Annotated in this window: 27 protein-coding genes and 1 pseudogene; 14 read left to right on the top strand and 14 right to left on the bottom strand. The window is 70.0% G+C overall.

The annotated features are described in order from the left end of the window. The first annotated feature begins 2 nt into the window (after nucleotides 1-2). A complete protein-coding gene (locus tag FFT10_RS07495) occupies nucleotides 3-989 on the top strand; it encodes a tripartite tricarboxylate transporter substrate-binding protein (protein WP_137732181.1) in 987 nt (328 codons plus the stop codon). Nucleotides 990-1,109: 120 nt separating this feature from the next. Then, complete coding sequence (locus tag FFT10_RS07490) at nucleotides 1,110-2,096, top strand: tripartite tricarboxylate transporter substrate-binding protein (RefSeq protein WP_137732180.1); 987 nt, start codon at nucleotides 1,110-1,112, stop codon at nucleotides 2,094-2,096. Between the two features lie 137 nt (nucleotides 2,097-2,233). Here FFT10_RS07490 and icd read toward each other — a convergent pair whose 3' ends face one another. After that, nucleotides 2,234-3,487, bottom strand: coding sequence for an NADP-dependent isocitrate dehydrogenase (icd, locus tag FFT10_RS07485; RefSeq protein WP_137732179.1), 1,254 nt, complete (start codon nucleotides 3,485-3,487; stop codon nucleotides 2,234-2,236). A gap of 147 nt (nucleotides 3,488-3,634) precedes the next feature. Between icd and FFT10_RS27945 the strand changes: the two genes are divergently transcribed. After that, nucleotides 3,635-3,808: a hypothetical protein gene (locus FFT10_RS27945; protein ID WP_162854851.1), complete on the top strand. Its 174-nt coding sequence runs from the start codon at nucleotides 3,635-3,637 to the stop codon at nucleotides 3,806-3,808. 84 nt (nucleotides 3,809-3,892) lie between these two features. Here the strand turns inward: FFT10_RS27945 and FFT10_RS07480 are convergent, their stop codons facing one another. Further along, entirely contained in the window at nucleotides 3,893-4,591 is a 699-nt protein-coding gene (locus FFT10_RS07480; RefSeq protein WP_137732178.1) for a sulfite exporter TauE/SafE family protein, read from the bottom strand. Between the two features lie 25 nt (nucleotides 4,592-4,616). Then, nucleotides 4,617-5,981: an oxygen-independent coproporphyrinogen III oxidase gene (hemN, locus tag FFT10_RS07475; RefSeq protein ID WP_265575327.1), complete on the bottom strand. Its 1,365-nt coding sequence runs from the start codon at nucleotides 5,979-5,981 to the stop codon at nucleotides 4,617-4,619. 213 nt (nucleotides 5,982-6,194) lie between these two features. On the opposite strand from hemN, the gene fnr reads away from it, so the two are divergent. Further along, complete coding sequence (gene fnr / locus FFT10_RS07470; protein ID WP_137732176.1) at nucleotides 6,195-6,938, top strand: fumarate/nitrate reduction transcriptional regulator Fnr; 744 nt, start codon at nucleotides 6,195-6,197, stop codon at nucleotides 6,936-6,938. A 27-nt stretch (nucleotides 6,939-6,965) separates the two neighbouring features. On the opposite strand, the gene FFT10_RS07465 is transcribed toward fnr, so the two are convergent. From FFT10_RS07465 to FFT10_RS07425, 9 genes and pseudogenes are all read right to left on the bottom strand, one after another. Beyond that, the gene (locus FFT10_RS07465; RefSeq protein WP_137732175.1) at nucleotides 6,966-7,250 is read right to left on the bottom strand and encodes a hypothetical protein; all 285 of its coding nucleotides are present in this window, start codon (nucleotides 7,248-7,250) and stop codon (nucleotides 6,966-6,968) included. 17 nt (nucleotides 7,251-7,267) lie between these two features. Beyond that, on the bottom strand, nucleotides 7,268-7,534 hold the full coding sequence (locus FFT10_RS07460) for a hypothetical protein (protein WP_228026997.1): 267 nt from the start codon (nucleotides 7,532-7,534) through the stop codon (nucleotides 7,268-7,270). A 20-nt stretch (nucleotides 7,535-7,554) separates the two neighbouring features. Then, nucleotides 7,555-9,057, bottom strand: a complete 1,503-nt coding sequence (gene ccoG, locus FFT10_RS07455) for a cytochrome c oxidase accessory protein CcoG (RefSeq protein ID WP_137732174.1) — start codon at nucleotides 9,055-9,057, stop codon at nucleotides 7,555-7,557. Between the two features lie 30 nt (nucleotides 9,058-9,087). Next, a complete protein-coding gene (ccoP, locus tag FFT10_RS07450) occupies nucleotides 9,088-10,005 on the bottom strand; it encodes a cytochrome-c oxidase, cbb3-type subunit III (RefSeq protein WP_137732173.1) in 918 nt (305 codons plus the stop codon). After that, complete coding sequence (locus tag FFT10_RS07445; RefSeq protein ID WP_137732172.1) at nucleotides 10,002-10,175, bottom strand: cbb3-type cytochrome oxidase subunit 3; 174 nt, start codon at nucleotides 10,173-10,175, stop codon at nucleotides 10,002-10,004. The genes ccoP and FFT10_RS07445 overlap by 4 nt, the downstream gene beginning before the upstream one ends. 15 nt (nucleotides 10,176-10,190) lie before the next feature. Beyond that, entirely contained in the window at nucleotides 10,191-10,811 is a 621-nt protein-coding gene (gene ccoO / locus FFT10_RS07440) for a cytochrome-c oxidase, cbb3-type subunit II (protein ID WP_137732171.1), read from the bottom strand. A gap of 25 nt (nucleotides 10,812-10,836) precedes the next feature. Continuing rightward, nucleotides 10,837-12,288, bottom strand: coding sequence for a cytochrome-c oxidase, cbb3-type subunit I (gene ccoN / locus FFT10_RS07435; protein ID WP_137732170.1), 1,452 nt, complete (start codon nucleotides 12,286-12,288; stop codon nucleotides 10,837-10,839). Between the two features lie 104 nt (nucleotides 12,289-12,392). Then, a pseudogene (gene ccoS, locus FFT10_RS07430) lies at nucleotides 12,393-12,527 on the bottom strand (cbb3-type cytochrome oxidase assembly protein CcoS); the annotation flags it as partial. Between the two features lie 12 nt (nucleotides 12,528-12,539). Beyond that, entirely contained in the window at nucleotides 12,540-14,861 is a 2,322-nt protein-coding gene (locus FFT10_RS07425; protein WP_228026996.1) for a heavy metal translocating P-type ATPase, read from the bottom strand. Nucleotides 14,862-14,978: 117 nt separating this feature from the next. Between FFT10_RS07425 and FFT10_RS07420 the strand changes: the two genes are divergently transcribed. After that, nucleotides 14,979-15,446, top strand: coding sequence for a DUF192 domain-containing protein (locus FFT10_RS07420; protein ID WP_137732167.1), 468 nt, complete (start codon nucleotides 14,979-14,981; stop codon nucleotides 15,444-15,446). 72 nt (nucleotides 15,447-15,518) lie between these two features. Here FFT10_RS07420 and FFT10_RS07415 read toward each other — a convergent pair whose 3' ends face one another. Both FFT10_RS07415 and xseA read right to left on the bottom strand, forming a co-directional pair. Then, nucleotides 15,519-16,100, bottom strand: a complete 582-nt coding sequence (locus FFT10_RS07415) for a superoxide dismutase (RefSeq protein WP_137732166.1) — start codon at nucleotides 16,098-16,100, stop codon at nucleotides 15,519-15,521. A gap of 104 nt (nucleotides 16,101-16,204) precedes the next feature. Next, nucleotides 16,205-17,578, bottom strand: a complete 1,374-nt coding sequence (xseA, locus tag FFT10_RS07410) for an exodeoxyribonuclease VII large subunit (RefSeq protein WP_137732165.1) — start codon at nucleotides 17,576-17,578, stop codon at nucleotides 16,205-16,207. A gap of 373 nt (nucleotides 17,579-17,951) precedes the next feature. On the opposite strand from xseA, the gene FFT10_RS07405 reads away from it, so the two are divergent. The 9 genes from FFT10_RS07405 to FFT10_RS07365 all read left to right on the top strand — a co-directional run bounded on the left by FFT10_RS07405 (nucleotide 17,952) and on the right by FFT10_RS07365 (nucleotide 25,255). Beyond that, nucleotides 17,952-18,596, top strand: coding sequence for a MotA/TolQ/ExbB proton channel family protein (locus FFT10_RS07405; protein WP_137732164.1), 645 nt, complete (start codon nucleotides 17,952-17,954; stop codon nucleotides 18,594-18,596). Between the two features lie 15 nt (nucleotides 18,597-18,611). Beyond that, the gene (locus FFT10_RS07400; protein ID WP_137732163.1) at nucleotides 18,612-19,055 is read left to right on the top strand and encodes an ExbD/TolR family protein; all 444 of its coding nucleotides are present in this window, start codon (nucleotides 18,612-18,614) and stop codon (nucleotides 19,053-19,055) included. A 7-nt stretch (nucleotides 19,056-19,062) separates the two neighbouring features. After that, complete coding sequence (lpxK, locus tag FFT10_RS07395) at nucleotides 19,063-20,130, top strand: tetraacyldisaccharide 4'-kinase (RefSeq protein WP_137732162.1); 1,068 nt, start codon at nucleotides 19,063-19,065, stop codon at nucleotides 20,128-20,130. Beyond that, complete coding sequence (locus tag FFT10_RS07390; protein ID WP_137732161.1) at nucleotides 20,127-20,339, top strand: Trm112 family protein; 213 nt, start codon at nucleotides 20,127-20,129, stop codon at nucleotides 20,337-20,339. Before lpxK ends, FFT10_RS07390 begins: the two co-directional genes overlap by 4 nt. A gap of 6 nt (nucleotides 20,340-20,345) precedes the next feature. Next, nucleotides 20,346-21,107 carry a 3-deoxy-manno-octulosonate cytidylyltransferase gene (gene kdsB / locus FFT10_RS07385; RefSeq protein ID WP_137732160.1) on the top strand — a complete coding sequence of 254 codons (762 nt, stop codon included), beginning with the start codon at nucleotides 20,346-20,348 and terminating at the stop codon, nucleotides 21,105-21,107. 182 nt (nucleotides 21,108-21,289) lie between these two features. Continuing rightward, nucleotides 21,290-21,946, top strand: coding sequence for an adenylate kinase (gene adk / locus FFT10_RS07380; protein ID WP_137732159.1), 657 nt, complete (start codon nucleotides 21,290-21,292; stop codon nucleotides 21,944-21,946). Between the two features lie 86 nt (nucleotides 21,947-22,032). Further along, entirely contained in the window at nucleotides 22,033-22,791 is a 759-nt protein-coding gene (locus tag FFT10_RS07375) for a 3-hydroxyacyl-CoA dehydrogenase (protein WP_137732158.1), read from the top strand. Between the two features lie 106 nt (nucleotides 22,792-22,897). After that, the gene (locus FFT10_RS07370; protein WP_162520714.1) at nucleotides 22,898-24,193 is read left to right on the top strand and encodes an aspartyl/asparaginyl beta-hydroxylase domain-containing protein; all 1,296 of its coding nucleotides are present in this window, start codon (nucleotides 22,898-22,900) and stop codon (nucleotides 24,191-24,193) included. A gap of 39 nt (nucleotides 24,194-24,232) precedes the next feature. Further along, complete coding sequence (locus tag FFT10_RS07365; RefSeq protein WP_137732156.1) at nucleotides 24,233-25,255, top strand: class I SAM-dependent methyltransferase; 1,023 nt, start codon at nucleotides 24,233-24,235, stop codon at nucleotides 25,253-25,255. Nucleotides 25,256-25,271: the final 16 nt, after the last annotated feature.

The raw sequence follows: 25,271 nt of genomic DNA, 5'->3' as shown, positions 1-25,271 counted from the left end.
CCATGAAGCACCGTCGACAATTCCTCCGCCAGTGCGCCAGCCTGGGCGCCGCGGCGCTGCCGCTTGACTGGGCCCGTGCGCAGACCGCCGCAGACAAGGGCCGCCTGCTGTTCAACCTGCCCACCGATTCGGTGATGGGCCGCTTCGCGCGCGAGGTCACCGGCCTGAAGGGACCGCACTACACCCCGCCACTGGCGGCCGAAAGCCAGACCGTGGGTGGGCCGCTGCGCTTCGTCGACACCATCCGCAAGGCGCCGCCGGATGGCTCGCTGCTGATGCACACGCAGAACAGCCTGCTGACGCTGACGCCGCAGCTGGCGGCCAGCAGAGGCCGCTACGCCCCGCTGAGCGACCTGACGCCGGTGGCGGCACTGGCCGACTTCACCTGGGTGCTGGCCGTGGCGCCGCATGTCGACGCCCAGGTCACCACGGTCAAGGAGTACCTGGCCTGGGTGGCCGACAACCCCGACAGCCGCAACTACGGCTCCACCCAGTTCGGCTCGATCCCGCACCTGGTGGGCACGATGCTGGCGCGGCTGGCGGGCGCCAACATCCGGCCCGTCAGCTACGCCAGCTCCGACGCCATTCGCCGCGACCTCGCGTCCGCCATGCTCGCGGCGGCCATCATGCCGGTGGACAGCTTGCGCGGGGCGGATGGCCTGCGCCTGCGGCCGCTGGCCGTGGTGGGCAAGGCGCGCTGGCCGACGATTCCCGATGTGCCCACCTTCTCCGAAGCCGGTTTCCAGGATCTGGAAGCCACGGGCTGGTATGTGTGGGCCGGTCCGGCCACGCTGTCGCCAGCTGTGCGGCAGCGGCTCGTCGACAGCCTGGGCAAGTCCCTGCCTGGCAGGGATCCCGCCAGCAACCCGGCGCTGGCCAACATCGTGAACAACCTCGTCACGGGCGACGCGCTGATCGAACGGCTGCGTCGCGAGAGCCGCTACTTCGAGTCGCTGACGCAGGAACTGCGCTTCGGCACAACGGCCTGAGCCTGGGCCGGGCCAACCTGGGTTGCACCGCTGCCCGCCGCCGATCCGACCTCGCCAGCCCTGGCGACCCACAGCCGAGGGATGTCGGCGCCCCACCCAGCCAACCATGGGAGACTTGACATGAGCTTCACGATGCGCCGCCGCCAGCTGCTTCAAACGCTGGCCGCCAGCGCGGCAACAGGCCTGGGCAGCGCCCGCGCGGACACCCCCGAGTCCCGCGTTCTCTACGGCTTCGCGCCCGGCACGTCGATGGACGACATCTACGACGTCCTGGCTGTCGAACTGCGCGGCCGATACCGCCCGACCCTGCCGTCCAGGCTCACGCACCTGCCTGGCCAGTCGGGCTCCCGGGCCCTGCGCGAGTTGATGGACGCACCGGCCGACGGCAGTGTCGCCATGGTCGTGCCGACCTCGCTCGCCACGCTGCTGCCCCAGGTGCGCAAGCTCCCGGCCGACCCGCGGACATCCTTGCAGGCTGTCGCCTCGATCGCTGAATTCACCTTCGTCCTGTGCGTCGGCAAGCACATGCCGCCCGAGGTGCAGGATGCGGCCAGCTATGTGAAGTGGGTCAAGGACAACCCGGGCCGCAACAACTACGGCCTGCCAGGCCTGGGTTCCGCGCCGCATCTGCTGGGGCTGCAGCTGGGCCAGGCCACGGGCCTGAACCTGCGGGCCGACGCCTATCCCGGCACGGCACCCCTGCTGCGCGAACTGCAGGAAGGTGGTCTCCCCGCGGCGCTGGTGGTGTCGGCCGCCGCCGTGCCGCTGCTGCGGAGCGGTGCCATCCGTGCACTGGCCGTGACCAGCAAGGCGCGCTGGCCCGGGCTGGACACGGTCCCGACCCTGCTCGAACAGGGCATCGCGTGCACGCCGCTGACAGAGGCCTTTGCGATGTTCCTGCCGGCCAAGGCACCGGCGGCCAAGGCGGACGAGCTGGCCGCAGCCATCCAGGCATCGCTTCGGGCACCGCAGATGGCTGCGCAACTGCTGTCGCTCGCGCTCGCGCCGGGCGATCTCGCAACCGGCGCCCTGACGCAGCATCTGGCGGACGAGCGCGATCGCTGGCGCGACCTGATCGCCCGCGTCGGATTCAAGACCACCAGCTGACGCCCGCGCCGGGCCTGACCTCCGCCACCTCCGGTCTCGATGTCGCCGGGTGGGGTGCCGCTTGAAACGACGAAGCCCCTGGCTTCCAGAAGAAGATCAGGGGCTTGCAGGGCGTCAGGAGACGCCGGGGACCGACCTCACATGTGGTCGATCATCACCTGGCCGAAGCCCGAGCACGACACCTGGGTCGCGCCTTCCATCAGGCGGGCGAAGTCGTAGGTGACCTTCTTGCTGGCGATGGCGCGCTCCATCGACGCCAGGATCAGGTCGGCCGCAGCCACCCAGCCCATGTGGCGCAGCATCATCTCGGCCGACAGGATCTCGGAACCGGGGTTCACGTAGTCCTTGCCGGCGTACTTCGGCGCCGTGCCGTGGGTGGCCTCGAAGCAGGCCACGCTGTCGCTCAGGTTGGCACCCGGGGCGATGCCGATGCCACCCACCTGGGCGGCCAGCGCGTCGGAGATGTAGTCGCCGTTCAGGTTCAGGGTGGCGATCACCGAGTACTCGGCCGGGCGCAGCAGGATCTGCTGCAGGAAGGCGTCGGCGATCGAATCCTTGATGGTGATGGTCTTGCCGGTCTTCGGGTTCTTGAACTGGCACCACGGGCCGCCGTCGATCAGCTCGGCGCCGAATTCCTTCTGTGCCAGCGCGTAGGCCCAGTCACGGAAGCCACCCTCGGTGTACTTCATGATGTTGCCCTTGTGCACGATGGTCACGCTGGGCTTGTCGTTGTCGATGGCGTACTGGATGGCCTTGCGCACCAGGCGCTCGGTGCCTTCGATCGACACCGGCTTGATGCCGATGCCCGAGGTCTCGGGGAAGCGGATCTTCTTGACGCCCATCTCTTCCTGCAGGAATTTGATGAGCTTCTTCGCCTTGTCGGTCTTGGCCTCGTACTCGATGCCGGCGTAGATGTCTTCGCTGTTCTCGCGGAAGATCACCATGTCGATCTTGTGCGGCTCCTTCACCGGCGAGGGCACGCCCTTGAAGTACTGCACCGGGCGCAGGCAGACGTACAGGTCCAGCTCTTGCCGCAGCGCCACGTTCAGGCTGCGGATGCCGCCGCCCACCGGGGTGGTCAGCGGGCCCTTGATCGACACCACATACTCGCGCAGCGCCGCCAGGGTTTCCTCGGGCAGCCAGACATCGGGACCGTAGACCTTGGTGCTCTTCTCGCCGGCGTAGATCTCCATCCAGTGGATCTTCTTGCTGCCGCCGTAGGCCTTGGCCACCGCCGCGTCCACCACCTTGATCATCACCGGGGTGATGTCGAAGCCCGTGCCGTCGCCCTCGATGTACGGAATGATCGGCTGATCAGGCACGTTGAGCGAGTAGTCGGCGTTGACGGTGATCTTCTGCCCACCCTCGGGCACCTTGATGTGCTGGTACATGTGCGTTGGCTCCGCGCGCTGCGCTTCGGTTGGAAAACCCTCGAATTTTATGCCATCGGCGCTGTCAACCGACTGACGGGCGGCAACGTTTCACCGGGGCTCGCCCGACGAAGGCGGGCATTTCAAACCAACTTGAGGACCCTGAAAATGACCAAGCTCCTGGCTGCCCTGTCCATCGCCGCTTTCGCCGCCACCGGTGCGTTCGCCCAGGCGAAGAAGGAAGAGAAGCCCGCCGCTCCCGCCGCCGCCGCTTCGAAGGCTGACGCGAAGGCCGACAAGAAGGCCGCCGCCCCCGCCGCTGCTGCCGCTTCGAAGAAGTAAATCGCTTGCGCCGCGGGCCGCTCGCGGCCCCGGTTCATGCACCGACGCCCGGCTCCGCCGGGCGTTTGTGTTTCTGGCGATCGCCTAGCTGAAGCACCAGGCCAACACCCGCATCCACAGGCCATGGCCCAGCGCCCAGGCCGAGGCCAGCGCGAGCGCGGCGCCCGCCCAGCGCACTGCCAAGGCCGGCGACACCGCCGCCGCACCACCGCGCCGCCCCGACAGCCGCCACCACAGCGCCGGCCCCAGCACCAGCCCGGCGGCCGATGCCGCGGCAAAACTGGCCATCACCAGCGCACCGGCCGGCGCCGAGTTGGCCAGCGCCGCCACCAGCAGCGCCGATTGCAGCAGGCCACAGGGCCAGGCCACCCAGGCCAGGCCGACACCGGCGCTGCGCGCCGGGCCACGCACGGCCTGCCAGCGCTCGCCGGGACGGTGCGGAACATCCTTGGTACGCGCCCGGCCCAGTTGCTCCATCCAGGCGGGCTGGCGGCCCTGCCACAGCAAGAACAGACCCAGCGCCAGTGCAGCGGCGTGGACGAGGGTCCAGAGCGGGCGCAATGCGCCGACAGCCTGCCCCAGCGCCGCCAGGCTGCCCACACTGGCGGCCGCCACCGCGCCTGCCGCGGCATAGGCCAGCAGCCGCCCCAGGTGGAAAGCCAGCAGCCGCCCGGGCTGGCCACCGCCGGCGGCGGCGGTGCAGGCCGCGCCGCACATCGCCAGGCAATGCGGCGTGCCGGCCAGGCCCATCAGCACGGCGCTGAGGATCAGCGCTTGGTCCATGCCCGGCAGTGTGGCAGATCGGTGCTCAGATGATGCGCGAGAAGCGCTCGCGCACCTGGTCGGCCCGCAGGTGCCGGTCGAACACCATGGCCACCGCCCGCACGAAATACCAGCCGGTGGCCGTCACCTGCACACCATCGGCCCGCAGCTCGCACAGGCCCAGGCTCTGCAGTTCGGCCAGGTCGTCGAGCTCGGCCTTGAAGTAGTCGCGCATCTTGATCAGGTGCGCCAGCTCGATCGATTCGAAATCCAGCCGGCCCTGGCACATCAGCGCCATCACCACCGCACGGCGCACCAGGTCGTCGCGGCTCAGGGCGAGGCCACGGACGGTGGGAAACTGGCCCTGGCGCACCGCGTCGTAATACTCGTCGATGGTCTTGGCGTTCTGGCTGTAGGTAGCACCCATGCGGCCGATGGCCGACACGCCCAGCGCGATCAGGTCGCAGTCGGGCTGCGTGCTGTAGCCCTGGAAGTTGCGGTGCAGCCGCCCCTGGCGCTTGGCCGCGGCCAGCGCGTCGCCCGGCAGCGCGAAGTGGTCCATGCCGATGTAGGTGTAGCCCTGGGCGATGAAGCCGGCGATGGCACCGCCCAGCATCTTGACGCGGTGCTCCGGCGGCGGCAGTTGCTCGACGATGATGCGCCGCTGCGGCTTGAAGCGCTGCGGCAGGTGGGCGTAGGAATACAGCGCGATGCGGTCGGGCCGCAGCTCGGCCACCTGGGCGATGGTGCGGGCGAAGGACTCCGGTGTCTGCCTGGGCAGGCCGTAGATCAGGTCGGCGTTGATCGACTCATAGCCCAGCGCGCGGGCCGACTGCATCAGCGCCTGCACCGAGTCGAACGGCTGCACCCGGTGCACCGCCTTCTGCACATCGGCGTCGAAGTCCTGCACGCCGAAGCTCAGCCGGTTGAAGCCCAGCGCGGCAAAGTGCTGCAGGCGCTCGGGCGTGGCGGTGCGCGGATCGACCTCGATCGAGATCTCGGCGCCGGGCGCCAGGCGGAAGGCCTCGCGCAGCATCGCCATCAGGCGCGTGAGCTCGTCGTCGGACAGGAAGGTGGGCGTGCCACCACCCAGGTGCAGCTGCGACACCGCCTGCCCGTGGCCCAGCACGGCGGTGTGCAGGGCCACCTCCTGCGTCAGCACGTCCAGGTACTCGGCGGCCTTGTCGTGGTGCTTGGTGATCACCTTGTTGCAGGCGCAGTAGTAGCACACCGACTCGCAGAACGGGATGTGGATGTACAGCGACAGCGGCGGCTTGCCGCCCACCGTGGCCCCGCTGGCGCGCTGCGCCAGGGCCTGCGCGTACTCGGCGGGCCCGAAGGCCTCGACGAAGCGGTCGGCCGTGGGGTACGAGGTGTAGCGGGGCCCGGGCCGGTCCAGGCGACGCAGCATCGCCTCAGTCAGCACGGGGACAGGTTCAGCAGCGATCTTGGCCATGGCAGGCACTTTGCCAAAGCCTGCAGGCCAGCACTTGATCTGGCTCAATCCGCCCGGCAGCCCAGGCCAAAACAATGCGGCAGCCCTTGTCGGTGCGGTGCCGCACGCCGTGCACCACCGCCGCAAAACTTGATCTTGGACAAGCGCCAAACTCCCATAATCAACCACATGAACACCACCGCCGACACCCCGAAGCTGCGCCTCGAGCCGTTCAAGGTGGCCTGCTCCAGCTGCAACCTGCGCGAGCTGTGCCTGCCCGTGGGCCTGAACCGCGAGAACCTCGACCGGCTCGACAGCCTGGTGGCCACGCGCCGCCAGGTGGCCCGCGGGGACACGCTGTTCCGTGCCGGCGACGAGTTCCAGTCGCTCTACGCGGTGCGCACCGGCTTCTTCAAGACCTGCGTCTCGTCGGAAGACGGCCGCGACCAGGTCACCGGCTTCCAGATGGCCGGCGAGTTGCTGGGGCTGGACGGCATCAGCACCGACAACCACACCTGCGACGCGGTGGCGCTGGAGGACTCGCAGGTCTGCGTGATCCCGTATGAGCAGCTCGAGGGCCTGTCGCGCGAGTTCAGCGAACTGCAGCACCAGTTCCACAAGATCATGAGCCGCGAGATCGTGCGCGACCATGGCGTGATGCTGCTGCTGGGCAGCATGCGTGCCGAGGAGCGGCTGGCGGCCTTCCTGCTGAACCTGACGCAGCGCCTGCAGGCGCGCGGGTTCTCGGCCAGCGCGCTGATCCTACGCATGACGCGCGAGGAGATCGGCAGCTACCTCGGCCTGAAGCTGGAGACGGTGAGCCGCACCTTCAGCAAGTTCCAGGACGACGGCATCCTGGACGTGAAGCAGCGCCAGATCCGCATCCTGGACCAGGACAAGCTGCAGAGCCTGGTCAACGGCACCAACTGCTGACCCGCCGGCGCCACCAAGGCGCCGCGGTCAGTGGCGGAACGCGCCCGAGGCGCCTTCCCGGTTGATGTGGTCCGGATCGCCTTCGAGCAGCCGCGTGAGCAGGCCCGAGGCGGCGATCACGCCCCAGAAGGCGAAGAACGCCAGCGTGTAGACCGCGCTGGGCGACAGCGGCACCACCTCGCCGCCCATCCACCGCAGGCTGGCCGGGTCGACCAGGGCGAAGACCAGCATCTCCAGCAGGCCGGCCATCAGGAACGACGGCCACAGGATGGCCATCAGGTGCATGCGCAGGCTGGAGCGGCGGCTGGCCATGGTGGGCGCCTGGTGGCTCAGCGCGGTGCCGGCGTGGCGGCGTGGTTGCGCGCCTGCATCGCCGGTGTCTGCGCACCCAGCTGGCGCACCACCTGCTGCGGCGTGGGCGCTTCGGTCAGCACCGGGTCGGCGCCGCGGTAGGCGATCACCGCCGTGCCGATGGCCGCCACCACCACCACCGCCGGGCCGCCCAGCACCAGCCAGACCATGCCGACGCGCCACCAGGGCGGTGATGTGTCGGCGGCGTTGCGCGGGGTGGGTGTGTTGGAGGCGGGCGTGGTCATGGGGGTCTCCGGTGGTGCGCTCAGCGCGGCACCACAAAGGTGGACTTCTCGCTCACTGCGGCGCCGGCGCTGGGCTGGCCGCCGGCATCGGTGCCGAGCAGTTCGATCTGGAAGTGGATGGCGTGGGCGCCGGGACCGGCCTGGGCTGCGGCCTCGGGCGGCACCCGCACGTTCAGCGTCACCCAGCGCGCTTCGGCCGAGGCCAGCGACACCTCGGGCAGCTTCTCGATCTGGATGCCCGGCAGGCCCTGCACGCCGACGCGGTAGCGCTGCGGCTGCTCGGTGGCGTTCATGATCTGCAGGCGGAACACGTTCTCGATCTGGCCGTCGTCGACCAGGCGGGCCAGCGAGGCGCGGTCGCGCACCACGTCCACCTTGAACGGATGGCGGGTGGCCAGGCTGTAGAAGAAGGCCAGCAGGATGATGCCCAGGATGACGGTGTAGACCAGCACCCGCGGCCGGACGATGCGGCGCAGCCGTTCGCCGCGGCTCAGGTGCTGCGACAGGCCGTTCTGGGTGTCGTAGCGCACCAGGCCCTTGGCGTAGTTCATCTTCTCCATCACGCCGTCGCACACATCGACGCAGGCCGCGCAGCCGATGCACTCGTACTGCAGGCCGTTGCGGATGTCGATGCCGGTGGGGCAAACCTGCACGCACAGGCCGCAGTCGATGCAGGAGCCCAGTCCCAGCTTGGCCGGATCGGCCTTGCGGCTGCGCGAGCCGCGCGGCTCGCCACGCTCGGCGTCGTAGCTGATGATCAGGGTGTCCTTGTCGAACATCACGCTCTGGAAGCGCGCGTACGGGCACATGTACTTGCACACCTGCTCGCGCAGGAAGCCGGCATTGCCGTAGGTGGCCAGGCTGTAGAACAGCACCCAGAACCACTCCCAGGGTCCGAAGCCCAGGCTGGCAGCGGAGGCGGCCAGGGTCTGGATGGGGGTGAAATACCCGACGAAGGTGAAGCCGGTCCACAGGCTGAAGCCCACCCACACCGCCTGCTTGGCGCTCTTGCGCCAGACCTTCTCCAGCGTCCACGGGCCGTCGTCCAGCCGCATGCGGGCAATGCGGTCGCCCTCGATCTTCTGCTCCATCCACATGAAGATCTCGGTGTAGACCGTCTGTGGGCAGGCAAAGCCGCACCACAGGCGGCCGGCGACTGCGGTGAACAGGAACAGCGCATAGGCCGAGATGATCAGCAGGCCGGTGAGGTAGATGAAGTCCTGCGGATAGAGGACCAGCGGCCCGATGTAGAAGCGCCGCGCGCCCAGGTCGAACAGCACCAGCTGGCGGTCGTTCCACTGCAGCCAGGGCAGGCCGTAGTACAGGATCTGGGTGAACCACACCAGGCTCCAGCGCCAGGTGGCGAACCGGCCGCTGACCGCCCGGGCGTAGATCTTCTTCTGCTTCTGGTAGAGCGAGACCACCGCCACGGCGGCATCGTCGCCGACCAGCCCGTGGGCATCGGCCACGCCCTGCGCAGGCAGGGCGGCGGCGCGGGCGGGTGCAGCAGGTGTGTCGCTCATCTTGCTGGTCAGATGGTCAAGCAGCCGGGATCACTTGGCCGCGGCCACCGCGGTGGTCTGCGACAGGTTCCACACATAGGCGGCCAGCACATGGATCTGCTCGGGCGACAGGCGCTTCTCGAAGGCCGGCATCACGTTCTGCTTGCCGTTGGTGACGATGTGGCCGATGGCCTCCTCGCCCCAGCCGTGCAGCCACACCTTGTCGGTGAGGTTGGGCGCGCCCAGGGCCTGGTTGCCCTTGCCGTCGGCACCATGGCAGGCGGCGCAGACGCCGAACTTGGGCTTGCCCAGCTGCGCGGCCACGCTGTTGTGCGGGCTGCCCGACAGGCTAAGCACGTAGTGGGCCACGTTCTTGACGTCGTCCGCACCACCCACGGCTGCAGCCATCGGCGGCATCATGCCCACGCGGCCACCCACCACCGTCTTCTTGATGTACTCGGCACCGGTGCCGCCCAGCCAGTCACCGTCGGTCAGGTTGGGGAAGCCCTTGCTGCCGCGGGCGTCCGAGCCGTGGCACTGGGCGCAGTTGTTGACGAACAGCCGCTCGCCGATGCCCATGGCCTGGCTGTCCTTGGCCAGGGCCTCGGGCGCCATCGCGGTGAACTTGGCATACACCGGCGCCATCGTGGCATAGGCCTTCTGCTGCTCAGCCTCCCACTGGCCGCTGCTGCTCCACTTCAGCGCGCCAGGGTTGGTGCCCAGGCCGGGGTACAGCGCCAGGTAGATGGCGGCGAACACCACGGTGATGACGAACAGCCACATCCACCAGCGGGGCAACGGGTTGTTCATCTCGCGCAGGTCTTCGTCCCACACATGGCCGGTGGTGTTGTCGGCGGCCATCACCTTGCGCTTGCTGGCCACCACCAGGATGAACACGCAGAAGGCCAGCGAGGCCACGACCAGCCCGGCCACATACCAGGCCCAGCCGCTGTTGATGAAGTCACTCATTGCTTCTCTCCTGCCGGGCCACCAGCCACCGGCTGGTCGTCCAGGAATGGAACTTGGGCGGCCTCGTCGAAGGCCGCGCGGCGGCGGCGCGAGATGGCGAAGCCGACGATGCCGATGAAGGCCACGAACATGAAGACGGTGCTCAGCGCACGCAGGTCATTGACATCCATTGCAGTCTCCCGGCGTCACTTGCGGGCGGTGCCCATCACCTGCAGGTAGGCGATCAGGGCTTCCATCTCGGTCTTGCCCTTCACGTCGTCGGCCGCCTTGGCGATCTCGTCGTCGGTGTAGGGCACGCCCACCAGGCGCAGGCCGCGCATCTTGGGCGCCATGTCGGCGGGGTTCAGCGCCGCGCCCACCAGCCAGGGATAGGCCGGCATGTTGCTCTCGGGCACCAGGTCGCGCGGGTTGATCAGGTGGATGCGGTGCCACTCGTCGCTGTACTTGCCACCCACGCGGTGCAGGTCGGGGCCGGTGCGCTTGCTGCCCCACTGGAACGGATGGTCGTAGACGAATTCGCCGGCCACCGAGTAGCTGCCATAGCGCAGCGTCTCGGCGCGGAACGGCCGGATCATCTGCGAGTGGCAGTTGTAGCAGCCCTCGCGGATGTAGACGTCGCGGCCGGCCAACTGCAGCGCGGTGTAGGGCTTCAGGCCTTCGACCGGCTGCGTGGTGCTCTTCTGGAAGAACAGCGGCACGATCTCCACCAGGCCGCCGAACAGCAGCGCCAGCAGGATCAGCACGATCATCAGGAAGTTGTTGGTCTCGATCTTCTCGTGACCGGCCACGGGGGCATGGGATGCCATGTGATGTTCTCCTTGTGGCGTGGCGTCAGGCGTGGGCGGCGACCATCGGCACGCGCTGCTGCACGACCTTGCCACCCTTGACGGTCATGAACACGTTCCAGGCCATGATCAGCATGCCGCTCAGGTAGAGCACGCCGCCGCCGAGGCGGATCACGTAGAACGGGTAGGTGGCCTTGACGCTTTCGACGAAGCTGTAGACCAGGGTGCCGTCGGGGTTGACGGCGCGCCACATCAGGCCCTGCATCACGCCGGCGATCCACATCGCGGCGATGTAGAGCACGATGCCGATAGTGGCCACCCAGAAGTGCAGCTCGATGGCCTTGGTGCTGTGCATCTTCTCGCGGCCGAACATGCGCGGGATCAGGTGGTACAGCGAGCCGATCGAGATCATGCCCACCCAGCCCAGGGCGCCGGAGTGCACATGGCCCACGGTCCAGTCGGTGTAGTGGCTGAGCGCGTTGACGGTCTTGATCGACATCATCGGGCCCTCGAAGGTGGACATGCCGTAGAACGACAGGCTCACGATCAGGAACTTCAGGATGGGGTCGTCACGCAGCTTGTGCCACGCACCGCTCAAGGTCATGATCCCGTTGATCATGCCGCCCCAGCTGGGCGCCAGCAGCACCAGGCTGAAGATCATGCCCACGCTCTGCGCCCAGTCGGGCAGCGCGGTGTAGTGCAGGTGGTGCGGGCCCGCCCACATGTAGGTGAAGATCAGCGCCCAGAAGTGCACGATCGACAGCCGGTAGCTGTAGACCGGCCGGCCGGCCTGCTTGGGGATGTAGTAGTACATCATCCCCAGGAAGCCCGCGGTCAGGAAGAAGCCCACCGCGTTGTGGCCGTACCACCACTGCACCATCGCGTCCTGCACGCCGGCATAGGCGCTGTAGCTCTTGGTCAGGCTGACCGGAATGGCCGCGCTGTTGACGATGTGCAGCAGCGCCACGGCCAGGATGAAGGCACCGAAGAACCAGTTGGCCACGTAGATGTGGCGGATCTTGCGGATGCCCACCGTGCCGAAGAAGACGATGGCATAAGCCACCCACACCACGGCGATGAGGATGTCGATCGGCCACTCCAGCTCGGCGTACTCCTTGCCGGAGGTGATGCCCAGCGGCAGCGTGATGACCGCCAGCAGGATCACCAGGTTCCAGCCGATGAAGGTGAACATCGCCAGCCCGGGCATGAACAGCCGCGTCTGGCAGGTGCGCTGCACCACGTGGTAGCTGGTGGCGAACAGCGCACAGCCGCCGAAGGCGAAGATGACCGCATTGGTGTGCAGCGGGCGCAGCCGGCCGTAGGTGAGCCAGGAGATGCCCAGGTTCAGCTCGGGCCAGGTCAGCTGGGCAGCGATGATGACGCCGACCAGCATGCCGACAATGCCGTAGACCACCGACATCAGCGCAAAGCCGCGGATGACGGTGTCGCTGTAGACCGGTGCGGCGCCGGTTGGACTGGTTGTGGAACTGCTTGCCATGGAGAGGCCTCCTTCCGGGAATTCAGATCGATTCAAACTGCAGATGTGCGGGATTGTTCGGGGGGGCTGGTGGCGGCCGATTGATCGCCGTCAACTGCAGGCGGATCGCCTTCCAAAATGCGGGAACCTTCGCGCTCGACATCGTCGAACTGCCCCCGGTGCAGGGCCCAGCCGAAGATGCCGACGATCAGCAGCACCAGCACGGCCGACAGCGGGATCAGCAGGTAGAGGATGTCCACGTCCGTTGGCCGTCAGGCGGGCGTCGGCGGCATGTCGCCGGCGGGCTGCAGCGGCCGCGCCAGGCGCAGCGAATTGCCGATGACCAGCAGCGAGCTGGTGGCCATGCCCAGGCCGGCGGCCCAGGGTGGCAGCCAGCCCACCAGGGCCAGCGGAATGCACACCGCGTTGTAGCTGGCGGCCCACAGCATGTTCTGCCGCACCACGGCCATGGTGCGGCCGGCCAGGTCATGGGCCAGCACCAGGTCGCCCAATCGGCTGGACGCGACCACCGCATCGGCCTGCGCCCGGCTGACCAGGGCGCCCTGCCCCATCGCGAAGCTGGCATCGGCGCGCGCTAGCACGGGCGCGTCGTTGATGCCGTCGCCCACCATCGCCACCCGCAGGCCCTGGGCCTGGGCGGTGGCCACCTCGGCCAGCTTGCTCTCGGGCGTGGCGCCGCCGATGACCTGGTCGACCGCCAGCCGCTGGCCCATGCGGGCGGCCCGGTCCGGGCGGTCGCCCGACAGCAGGACCACCTGGAGGCCGCGCTGGCGCAGCGCGGCCACGGTGGCGCGGGCATCAGGGCGCAGGGTCTCGTCGAACTCGAAGCAGTGGCTGGCCTGGCCATCGGCGCCCCACCAGACGGCCGCACGGCCGCCGGCATCGGCGGCTTCAGCGGCCAGGCCAGGCGCCACGAAGCCGGCGCGGCCCAGGCGCCACAGCCGCCCTGCCGCATCGCGGGCCTGCAGGCCCTGGCCGGGCCGTTCCTGCACGTCCTGCCAGACATGGGCGTCGGTGCCGGCCACCGGCGCGGCGGCCGCCGCGAGTGCCTGCGACAGCGGATGCTGCGACCAGCCCGCCAGCGACGCCGCCATGGCCAGCGCCTGTGCATCACCCGCCGGATCGACACCGCCGGCCAGGCGCTGCAGGCCGGTGTACTGCAGGTGCTCGTCGGTCACCGTGCCGGTCTTGTCGAAGTAGATGCGCTGGATGCGGGTGAAGCTCTCCAGCGCATCCAGCCGCTGCAGCAGCAGACCGCGCCGGGCCAGCGCGCTGGTGGCCGACAGCAGGGCCGACGGCGCCGCCAGCGACAAGGCACAGGGGCAGGTGACGATCAGCACCGACACGGCCACCCACACCGCCCGGCTGGGGTCGATGACGCTCCACACCGCCGCGGCACCGGCGGCCAGCAGCAGCACCACCCACAGGAAGGGAGCGGCCCAGCGGTCGGCCGCACGGGTGAGCGACGGGCGCTGGCTCATCGCATCACGCATCAGCGCGACGATGCCTTCGAGCCGGGTGTCGCTGCCCACCCGCTGCACCTGCACCACCACCGGCGCGCCCAGGTTGATGCTGCCGGCCACCACCGCAGCGCCCAGGGGCTTGGCCACCGGCACGCTCTCGCCGGTCAGCAGGGATTCATCGGCCCGGGTGCTGCCCTCGGTGAGCAGCGCATCGGCCGGAAAGGCCTGGCCCACCGGCACCCGCACCCGGTCGCCCGGCACCAGGCGCTGCACGCTCACCCGCTCGGACTGGCCCTGGGCATCCAGCCGCAGCGCGGTCTCGGGCATGCCGTCCAGCGCCGTCTCCAGCACCTGGGCCACGCGGTGGCGGGCGCGGGTCTCCAGCAACCGGCCGGCCAGCAGGAAGCTGACGAACATGGTCAGGGAATCGAAGTAGACCTCGTGGCCGAAGATGCCGTCGGGGTCGAAGGTGGCGCCGGTGCTGGCGACGAAGGTGACCAGCACGCCCAGGGCCACCGGCACATCCATGCCGATGCGGCGCTGCCGCAGGCCGCGCCAGGCGCCGGTGAAGAACGGCCCGGCGGCGAACACCATCACCGGCAGGCTCAGCAGCCAGCTGCCCCAGTTCAGCAGCTGGCGCAGATCGGGCGCCAGTTCGTTGCCGGTGGCCACATAGCTGGGCGTGGCCATCATCATCACCTGCATGCCGCAGAAGGCCGCCACGAACAGCCGCCACACCGCCTGGCGGTGCTCCAGCTTGCGGGCCTCGCGGGCGTCCAGCGCGGTGTCGGGCGCGGCGTCGTAGCCGGCGGCGCGGATGGCCTGCACGATGTCGGTGAGCCGGGTGCGGCCAGGCAGCCAGCGCACCCGCGCCCGCTCGCCCGAGGCACTGACCGTGGCCTCCAGCACCCCGCCCACCCGCTGCACGGCCTGCTCGATCAGGCCGGCACAGGCGGCACAGTGCATGCCGCTGATGCGCAGCGCCGAATCGGCCACCGCCTGGCCGGCGGCATCGGTGTGGAAGCGGGTGAAGCGGCGCTGCTCGACCGGATCGTCCAGCACCTCCAGCGCGTCGCTGGCAACCGTCCCGGGGCCGGGGGGCGGCAGCATGTGCGCAGCAGTGGACGGAGGGGGCATGGTGAAATGGACGACGACAGCGCACGGCACGCGGGCCGGCTGAGGCCGATCCGGTCAGCGCTAATCTAGTGGTCTTCCCGAAGGTTCAGCATGATCTATGTCAAGGCGGTGGCCGCCAGTGTGCTTGTTTTCGTCGGCCTCGGGGCGCTCCGCCCCGCCTGGTCGCAGGGCGATGCGGAGCAGCCCCAGCGCCTGCAGGCCATCACCCTGAATGCCGGCATGCACAACATCCGCGCGGAGGTGGCGCTGACGCCCGAGCAGCGCCAGAAGGGCCTGATGTTCCGCCGCGACCTGGGGCAGAACGACGGCATGCTGTTCGTCTTCGAGCAGCCGTCGCCACAGTGCTTCTGGATGAAGAACACGCCCACGCCGCTGACCATCGCCTTCGTGGCCGACGACGGCAGCATCGTCAACCTGGCCGACATGAAGCCGTTCGACGAGGCCTCGCACTGCTCGGCCAAGCCGGTGCGCTTCGTGCTGGAGATGCACCAGGGCTGGTTCGCCAAGCGCGGCATCAAGGCCGGCTTCAAACTCGGTGGGCCACCGTTCAAGCCCTGAAGCGGCGCCAGACGCAACAAGGGCCGGACAGCGATGCCGTCCGGCCCTTGCAGATGCAGTCAGCCTGGGCGGTCAGGCGAAGTTGGCGGCCGCGAAGTCCCAGTTGACCAGCGAGGTCAGGAAGGTCTCGACGAACTTCGGACGGGCGTTGCGGTAGTCGATGTAGTAGGCGTGTTCCCACACGTCGATGGTCAGCAGGGCCTTGTCGGCGCCGGTCAGCGGCGTGGCGGCATTGCTGGTGTTGACGATGTCCACGCTGCCGTCGGCCTTCTTCACCAGCCAGGTCCAGCCCGAGCCGAAGTTGCCGACCGCGCTCTTGGTGAAGGCTTCCTTGAAGGCGGCGTAGCTGCCCCACTTGGCATTGATGGCCGCGGCCAGGGCACCGGTGGGCTCACCGCCGCCGGCGGGCTTCATGCTGTTCCAGAAGAAGGTGTGGTTCCACACCTGGGCGGCGTTGTTGAAGATCGGGCCCGACGACTTCTTGACCACCTCTTCCAGCGCCAGACCGGCGAACTCGGTGCCGCCGACCAGGTTGTTCAGGTTGGTGACATAGGCCTGGTGGTGCTTGCCGTAGTGGAACTCGAAGGTCTCCGGCGAGATGTGCGGTGCCAGGGCGTTGGTGGCGTACGGCAGGGCGGGCAGGGTGTAGCTCATGGAAGGCATCCTTGCGGGAGCGGCGCCGGGGACATCCATGGCGCCTGGGTTGCGAGATTCGTGCAGCCGCGCATTGTAGGCAGCGTGCCCGTGCAGGCCGTGTGTCAGGGGCTTGGCGGCCCGGCCGGCGCGCGCTTGCGGGCCGCGCGGGGCCGCTTGGCGGAAGCCGGCGGCGCGCCGGCATCGGCCTGCACCCGCAGCACCTGCACATCGGCGCGGCCGTCGGCCCATTGCGCTGCCAGCGTGCTGCCCACCGCCAGGCCGGCCGCCCGGGTGACCGGCCGGCCCTGACCATCGGCCAGCCACGCATAGCCGCGTGACAGCACCTGCTGCGGATCATTCGCAGCCAGCCGAAGCGCCAGGCGGGCGAGTTGCTCGCCCTGGCCGTGCACCTGCTGTCGCAGTGCACCGCGCAGGCGCTGGGCCAGATCGTCCAGCCGGCGCTGGCGCTGCGCCAGGGCCTGGGCCAGGGCCTGCTGCTGGCGGGCCTGCAAACGTTCCAGTCGGGCGGCCTGCTGGTCCAGCAGCCGGGCCGGCCGGCCGATCTGCAGCGCCAGCCGGTCCAGCCGCTGGGCCTGCTGGTCCAGCCGCCGGCCCACCGCCCGCTGCAGCGCTGTGGCCAGCGCCTGCAGCCGCGCCAGTGCCTCGGCGCGCAGCGGCGTGGCCAGCTCGGCGGCGGCGGTGGGCGTGGGGGCGCGCAGGTCGGCGGCCAGTTCGGCCAGGCAGGTGTCGGTCTCGTGGCCGACGCCGCAGACCACCGGCAGCGCGCTGCCGGCCACCGCACGCACCACCGCCTCGTCGTTGAAGGCCCACAGGTCTTCCAGCGAGCCGCCGCCGCGGCAGACGATCAGCACGTCGGCCTCCTGCCGGGCATTGGCCTGGTCGATGGCGCGGGCGATCTGCGCCGGCGCCTCGGGCCCCTGCACCAGGCAGGGGTAGACGACCACCCGCACCTGCGGCGCGCGCCGGGCGATGGCGGTCAGCACATCATGCAGCGCCGCCGCGCCCAGCGAGGTGACCACGCCCACGGTGCGCGGGTGTGCCGGCAGCGGCCGCTTGCGCTGCGCATCGAACAGCCCGGCCGCCGCCAGCCGGGCCTTGAGCCGCAGGAACAGCTCGTACAGCGAGCCCTCGCCCAGGCGCTGCAGATGCTCCACCACGCACTGCAGCTCGCCGCGGGATTCATACACCGTGATGCGGCCGCGCAGTTCCACCTGCTGGCCGTCGGCCGGTCGGAAGTCCAGCAGACCGGCGGCGCGGCGGAACATCGCGCAGCGCAGCAGCGCCTGCTGGCCGTCGCTGTCCTTCAGGCTGAAGTAGCAGTGGCCGCTGGCCGCCCGGGTGAAGCCGGAAATCTCGCCGCGCACGGTGACTGCGCCCAGCCTTGCCGCCAGGGCGTCGGCCACGGCCAGCAGCAGGCCGGCCACGCTCCAGGCGCGTGGTGCCGCGGCGGCAACCGGGGTCTCAGGCCAGGCCATCAGTGCCCCGCCGCCGCCGTGCCGCCACAGGCCGGCGGGCATGGAATTCCACAGGCGGCAGCCACCGTCGCGCGGGCGACAAACACCGCCACGCCACGCAGGCGGCACGACGCAAGTGCTTGATTCTGATCAGAAAAAGGCTGCCTCAATTTTCAGCAATCCAAGGCAGGCCCTGGAAATCCTTGGGGTTTTTCGGGTGCCAGGGCAGTTGCCCACAAGCTTGTCCACAGAAGCGGTGGATGGATCGCCACCGCCACCGCGGCCCGCCGCGGACGGTGACCAGGGTGCCCGGTGCCGCGGGCTATCATCGCGCCCAGCCAGCAGGCGGCCCATGCCGCCCTGCCCCTGCCAAGCACTGCCTGAGAGGCCCCTGTTGCTGTCGATCATACAAGCCGCCGGTTGGCCGATCTGGCCCTTGATCCTGTGCTCCGTGGTGGGGCTGGCCCTGGTCATCGAGCGGCTGATGAGCCTGCGCCGGGGACGCGTGGCACCCGCCACCCTGGTTGACGAGGTGATGGCGGTCAGCCGCACCAACCTGCCGGCGATGGACGTGGTGAACAAGCTGGCCGACAACTCGGTGCTGGGCGGCGTGCTGGCCAGCGGGCTGCGGGCGATGATCATCGAGCCGCGCACCACCGAGCGCATGCTGCGCCAGACCTTCGAGACCGCCGGCCGCGCCGCGGCCCAGCAACTGGAGCGTTACCTGAATGCCCTGGGCACGATCGCCGCGGCGGCGCCGCTGCTGGGCCTGCTGGGCACGGTGGTCGGCATGATCGAGATCTTCGGCGCGCAGGCACCCACCGGCGCCACCAACCCGGCGGCGCTGGCGCACGGCATCTCGATCGCGCTCTACAACACCGCCTTCGGCCTGATCATCGCCATCCCGGCATTGATGTTCTACCGCTACTTCCGCGGCCGGGTCGACGACCACCTGATGAGCCTGGAACTGGCGGCCGAGCGCATGGTGCCGCACCTGATGCGCTTTGCCGTGCGGCCACAGGCCACGGCGCCGCGCTGATCCCGGGGCCGCACGATGAACTTCCGCCGCCGCCAGAGCGAAGCACCTGAGATCAACCTGATCCCGTTCATCGACGTGCTGCTGGTGGTGCTGATCTTCCTGATGCTGTCGACCACCTACAGCCGCTATTCCGAGCTGCAGATCACCCTGCCCACGGCCGATGCCGACAAGTTGGCCGAGAGGCCGGCCGAGATCCTGGTGAGCGTGGCCGCCGACGGCCGCTACGCCATCAACCGCGTGCCGCTGGACGGCCGCAGCATCGAGCTGCTGACCGCCGCCCTCACCCGCGCGGCCGGGCCCGCCGCGGCCACGCCGGCGGCATCGCCAGTGGTCATCGTCTCGGCCGATGCGCTGGCGGCGCACCAGTCGGTGGTCAACGTGATGGACGCTGCCCGCCGCGCCAACCTGCCGCGCCTGACCTTCGCCACCCAGCTGCCGGCCGACGCGGCCGCACGCTGAGCGGTTGATGACCGGCGGCGGCCTGTCGGCCCGGCTGCACGGGCAGCTGCTGGCGGCCTGGGCACAGACCCGACCCAACGCGCTGGCGCGGCTGCTGCAGCCGCTGTCCTGGGTGTACGGCGCGCTGGCTGCGCTGCACCGTGCGCCCTACCGGTTGGGCTGGCGCCAGACCGCCCGTGCGCCCGTGCCGCTGCTGGTGGTCGGCAATCTGGTGGCCGGCGGCGCCGGCAAGACGCCGGCAGTGATGGCGGTGGTCGATCTGCTGCGCCAGCAGGGCTGGACGCCGGGCGTCATCTCACGCGGCCATGGCCGCCAGGGCGGCGAGGTGCGCGCGGTGACCCGCGAGGCGACTGCCGCGGCGGTGGGCGACGAACCGCTGCTGATCCACCTGCGCACGGGCGTGCCGGTGGTGGTGGGCGCCGACCGCGCTGCCGCAGCCCGGGCCCTGTGCGCCGCGCATGCGGCCGTCGACATCCTGGTGGCCGACGACGGCCTGCAGCACCACCGCCTGCACCACGACATGGCACTGCTGGTGTTCGACGAGCGCGGCGCCGGCAACGGCCTGCTGCTGCCCGCCGGCCCGCTGCGCGAGGCACTGCCCACCCGCCCGGGCCCGCACCAGGCAGTGCTGTACAACGCGCCGCGGCCCAGCACCGCCCTGCCCGGCTGCACCGGCACGCGCCGGCTGGCCGGCGTGCAGCCGCTGGCCGAATGGTGGGCCGGCCGGCCGCTGCCGGACGACGGCGGCTGGCCCGCGCTGCAGGCCCTGGTCGCCAGCGGCACGCCGCTGCTGGCCGCGGCCGGCCTGGCCCGGCCGGAGCCGTTCTTCCGCATGCTGGCCGCGCAGGGCCTGGCCCTCACCCGCCTGCCGCTGGCCGACCACCATCCGCTGCAGCCGCTGCCCTGGCCGGCCAGCACCCCGCTGCTGGTGTTGACCGAGAAGGACGCGGTGAAGCTGCCGCCCGGCACGGCCGGCCGCACGCAGGTGTGGGTGGCGCGGCTAGACTTCCTGCCCGAGCCGGCTTTTGCCGGTGCCCTGCGCGCCCTCTGCGCCCCCTTCAAGACCACCCCATGAGCCTGGACCACCGCCTGATCGACCTGCTGGTCTGCCCGCTGTGCAAGGGCCCCTTGCAGATGGCCCGCGATGCGCAGGGCCGCCCGCACGAACTGCAATGCCCGGCCGACCGGCTGGGCTTCCCCATCCGCGACGGCATCCCGGTGATGCTGGAGGCCGAGGCCCGGGTGCTGGAGGACTTTCCGGCGCCGGCACCGTCGCCCCTGTAGCCGGCGATGGGCTTCACCGTCCTGATCCCGGCGCGGCTGGCCAGCAGCCGCCTGCCCGACAAGCCGCTGGCCGACATCGCCGGCCTGCCGATGGTGGTGCGGGTGGCCCATGCCGCGGCGCGGAGTGGCGCATCGCGGGTGGTGGTGGCCGGGGATGCGCCCTCCATCGTGGCGGCCTGCGAGGCCCATGGCGTGGCCGCGGTGCTGACCCGCGCCGACCACCCCAGCGGCAGCGACCGACTGGCCGAAGCCTGCAGCCTGCTGGGCCTGGACGGCGACGACCTGGTCGTCAACGTGCAGGGCGACGAGCCGCTGATCGCGCCAGCCATGGTCGACGCCTGCGCCGCGTTGCTGCGCGAGCGGCCCGACTGCGTGATGGCCACCGTGGCCCATGCCATCGACGACGTGGCCGAGTTCACCAACCCCAATGTGGTGAAGGTGGTGCTGGATGCCGATGCGCGGGCGCTGTACTTCTCGCGCGCGCCCATCGGCTGGTGGCGCGATGGCTTCGCCCAGGGCATCACCACGCTGCCGGTCGATCCGGCGCCACTGCGCCATGTGGGGCTGTATGCCTACCGCGCCGGCTTCCTGCGGCGCTTCCCGGCGCTGCCGGTGGCGCCGCTGGAGACGCTGGAATCCCTGGAGCAGCTGCGGGTGCTGTGGCATGGCGAGCGCATCGCCGTGCATGTGAGCGCCGAGCGCCCTGGCCCGGGGGTCGACACGCCCGGGGACCTGGCCCGTGTGCGGGCCCTGTTCAGCGCCCGCTGAAACGGCCAGGGCAGGCGGCCCGCACCGGGCGTCATGGGGGTTTTGCCTGCCTGCCAACGGCATGCCCGCGTCAGCTTGACGCAGGGCATGGCGTGCTATTCTCAAATGAAGATGTCACACGTCGTGCAGGGCTGTCCCCGCGGCGGCCAGACCCGAGATCCACACAACACGACGAGGCAAGGATGAGACTGATTCTGTTGGGGGCGCCAGGCGCCGGCAAAGGCACGCAAGCCAGCTTCATCTGCCAGAAGTACGGCATCCCGCAGATCTCCACCGGCGACATGCTGCGCGCGGCCGTGAAGGCCGGCACCACCATGGGCCTGGCGGCCAAGAAGGTGATGGACGCCGGCGCGCTGGTCAGCGACGACATCATCATCGGCCTGGTGAAGGAGCGCATCGCCCAGCCCGATTGCGCCAAGGGCTTTCTGTTCGACGGCTTCCCGCGCACCATCCCGCAAGCCGATGCGATGAAGGCCGCCGGCGTCAAGCTCGACCTGGTGCTGGAGATCGACGTGCCCGATGACGCCATCATCGAACGCATGAGCGGCCGCCGCGTGCACCTGCCGTCGGGCCGCAGCTACCACGTCAGGTTCAACCCGCCCAAGGTGGCCGGCAAGGACGACGTGACCGGCGAAGACCTGATCCAGCGCGACGACGACAGCGAGGCCACGGTCAAGAAGCGCCTGGATGTCTACCAGGCCCAGACCCGCCCGCTGGTCGACTACTACTCGCAATGGGCCGCCGCCGGCGACGCGCAGGCACCGCGTTATGCGCGCGTGGCCGGCCTGGGCACGGTCGACGAGATCACGGCCCGGGTGATGGCTGCACTGGCTGGCTGACACGCCGGCTGACCGGCTCCCCCTGCCAACGGCCACGCATTGCGTGGCCGTTGTCCTTTCACACACCACGACACAGGAGCACATCCATGGACATCCGCAACAAGGTCTTCATCGTCACCGGCGGCGCGTCGGGACTGGGCGAAGGCACGGCCCGCATGCTGGCCGCCGAAGGCGCCAAGGTCGTCATCGCCGACCTGCAGGTCGAGAAGGGCGAAGCCCTGGCGGCCGAGATCGGCGGCGCCTTCGTGCGCTGCGATGTGAGCCAGGAAGCCGACGGCCAGGCCGCCGTGGCTGCCGCGCTGGCGCTGGGCCGGCTGTTCGGCCTGGTCAACTGCGCCGGCATCGCCCCGGCGGTGAAGACCGTGGGCAAGGATGGCGCCCACCCGCTGGCCACCTACACGAAGACCATAATGGTCAACCTGGTCGGCAGCTTCAACATGATCCGCCTGGCCGCTGCCGCGATGGTGGACAACACGCCCGAAGCCACCGGTGAGCGCGGCGTGCTGATCAGCACCGCCAGCGTGGCCGCCTACGACGGCCAGATCGGCCAGGCGGCGTACGCGGCCAGCAAGGGCGGCGTGGTCGGCATGACGCTGCCCATCGCCCGCGACCTGGCGCGCAACGGCATCCGCAACATGACCATCGCCCCGGGCATCTTCGGCACGCCGATGCTGTTCACCATGCCGCAGGCGGTGCAGGACGCCCTGGCCGCCGGCGTGCCGTTCCCGTCGCGCCTGGGCACCCCGGCCGACTACGCCAAGCTGGTGAAGCACATCATCGAGAACGACATGCTCAACGGCGAGGTGATCCGCCTGGACGGGGCGATCCGGCTGGCGCCGAAATGAGCGTGCGACGTCCGGGTTCGAATCCGCGTCAGGGCGGTGGGCCAGCCCGCCGCCGGCGAGGCAGGGACAGCGCACAATGGCGGCCGATGGGCAACGCAAGTTCAACATGAGTGCCGGCGCCGACTGGTCGGTCGACCCCCGGCTCGCTCGGGCTGGTGAGCTGCTGCAGCGCCGGGAGGTGCTGCAGGCCGAACTGCTGTTCCGCGCCGTGCTGCGTGAGCATCCTGGCTGCGTGCCAGCCGCCCGCACCGTCGCCGAGTTGTCCCTGGACCGCGGCGACCTCGACGGGGCGCTGGCCGTGCTGCGCAACGCCGCGCAGGTGGCGCCGACCGACCTCGCGCTGCGGTTCGATCTCGCGCGGGCGCAGGCCCAGGCAGGCCAGTTGGCAGAGAGCCAGGCCGCCGTCGAGGCCGTGCTGAAAGACGACCCGGGCCACCATCTGGCCTGGCTGATGCTGGCCGAACTGCGCGACGCCGCCGGTGACGGCTTCGGCGCGCTGCGGGCACGGTGGCAGGCCATCGATCGGGCTCAACGGACAGGTCGCTGGCTCGGCCGCGACACCACCGAGCCGCACTTGATGCAGGCCGTGATGGGCCACATCGGGCGCCTGCGCGAAGACCGTCGTCATTGGCTGCAGCAGGCCATCGAGCCCGTGCGCCAGGCCTTTGGTGGTGCGGCCGTGACCCGGGTGGAGACCGCGCTGGCCGCCTACCTGGGCGAGATCGACCTGCGCCCACCGCACCCGCAGCAGCGGCCCAAGTTCCTGTACTTCCCCGGTCTGCCTGACGGGCCCTACCACGACCCCATGCTGCAGCCCTGGGCGCCGCAGTTGCGTGACGCCTGGCCGGCCATCCGCGCGGAGGCCATGCAGTTGCTGGCCGAGGACCGAGACTTCGAAAGCTTCCTGGGGCTGGCACAGGGGCAGCGGGCGCCGCAATACGTGGGCGGCAGCAACCCGGCCGCGGCCTGGGACGCCTTCTTCTTCTACCGCCACGGGCAGCGGTTCGACAGCAACCACACGCGCTGCCCCGCCACCAGTGCGGTGCTGGAGGGCCTCACCCTCTGCCGGGTGGCCCGGCAGGCTCCGGAGGTGTGCTTCTCCGTGCTGCGGCCGCAGTCGACCATCATGCCCCACCATGGCGTCACCAACACCCGTCTGGTGATGCATCTGCCACTGATCGTGCCGCCGGGTTGCGCACTGAACGTCATCGGCCTGGGCGAACACCACTGGCGCGAAGGCGAGCTGATGATGTTCGACGACACCTACGAACATGAAGCCTGGAACCGGTCGGACAGCCCACGCCTGATCGTCCTGATGGACTGCTGGAACCCGCACCTGACGCCGCCTGAACAGCAGGCGGTGCAACGTCTGGTTGAAGCCATCGACGCGGTCGAGAACTGACCCGCTGCCCGCCCTTGGAATGGCAGTGACCGCTGCACCATGACCCCGACCTCCGATCTCCAGCCCACCCCCGGCACCGGGTCGCCAGACGACGCGCGCGACCAGCGCATCCAGAACTGGTCGCGGCATTGGCACAGCGGCGTGCACCATTCCTGCAGCACCAGTTTCGGGGCCGACTATGCGGGCAACATCGCGGCCTTCTGGCACCGCGTGTTCTCGGCCATGGCGCCCGGCTCGCGGGTGCTGGACATCGCCACCGGGAACGGTGCGCTGCCCCGTCTGCTGCTGCAGGCGCGGCCCGCGGGTGACTGGCATTGCGATGCAATCGACCAGGCCAGCCTGGCGCCACGCTGGGCCGATGCGTCCGCCCCGGACGCGCCACTGTGCTTCCACACGGGCGTGGCTGCGGAAGCACTGCCCTTCGAAGATGCCCGGTTTGCGCTGGTGGTCAGCCAGTTCGGCATCGAATACAGCGACCTGGACAGCAGCATCCCCGAACTTCTGCGGGTGCTGGCACCCGAGGGCAATCTGGCCCTGGTGGTGCACCACGCCGACGCCCGGCCGGTGCAGCTGGCGGCCATCGAGATCGACCACATCGACTGGCTGCTGTCGGCAGACGGCCTGGTGACCACCGCGTTCGCGATGCTGGAGCCACTGGCGCGTTCCACCACGGCCGCAGGCCGCGCCTCGCTGGCCTGCGATGCGGCTGCAGAGCTGGCGCGGGTGCGGTTCAATGCCGCCCAGGACCAGCTGAGCGCACGCGCCACGGCTGCCGACGGCGCAGACGTGCTGTTCGAGGCGCAGGATGGCATTGCCCGCCTGGTTCAGCTGGCGCTGGACCAGGGCAGCGAACCGGCGCAGCAAGCCTGGACCGTGCTGCGGCAACAGTTGGCCGATGCGCGCTGGCGACTGGCTGACCTGCGCGCACGCGCACTGTCTCCGGCGCAGCTGGCGGCGCTGGCAGCGCAACTGCAGGCGGCCCGGCCGGGGCTGGTCAGCAGCCCGTTGCATGAACGCGATTTCCTGATGGGCTGGTGCCTGCATTCCGTGCCGCCAGCTTGAACGGGAGACAAGTGCC

It is taken from the genome of Pseudaquabacterium pictum, from assembly GCF_005403045.1.
Classification (GTDB): domain Bacteria; phylum Pseudomonadota; class Gammaproteobacteria; order Burkholderiales; family Burkholderiaceae_C; genus Pseudaquabacterium; species Pseudaquabacterium pictum.
This window is presented reverse-complemented; position numbering and strand designations above follow the sequence as displayed.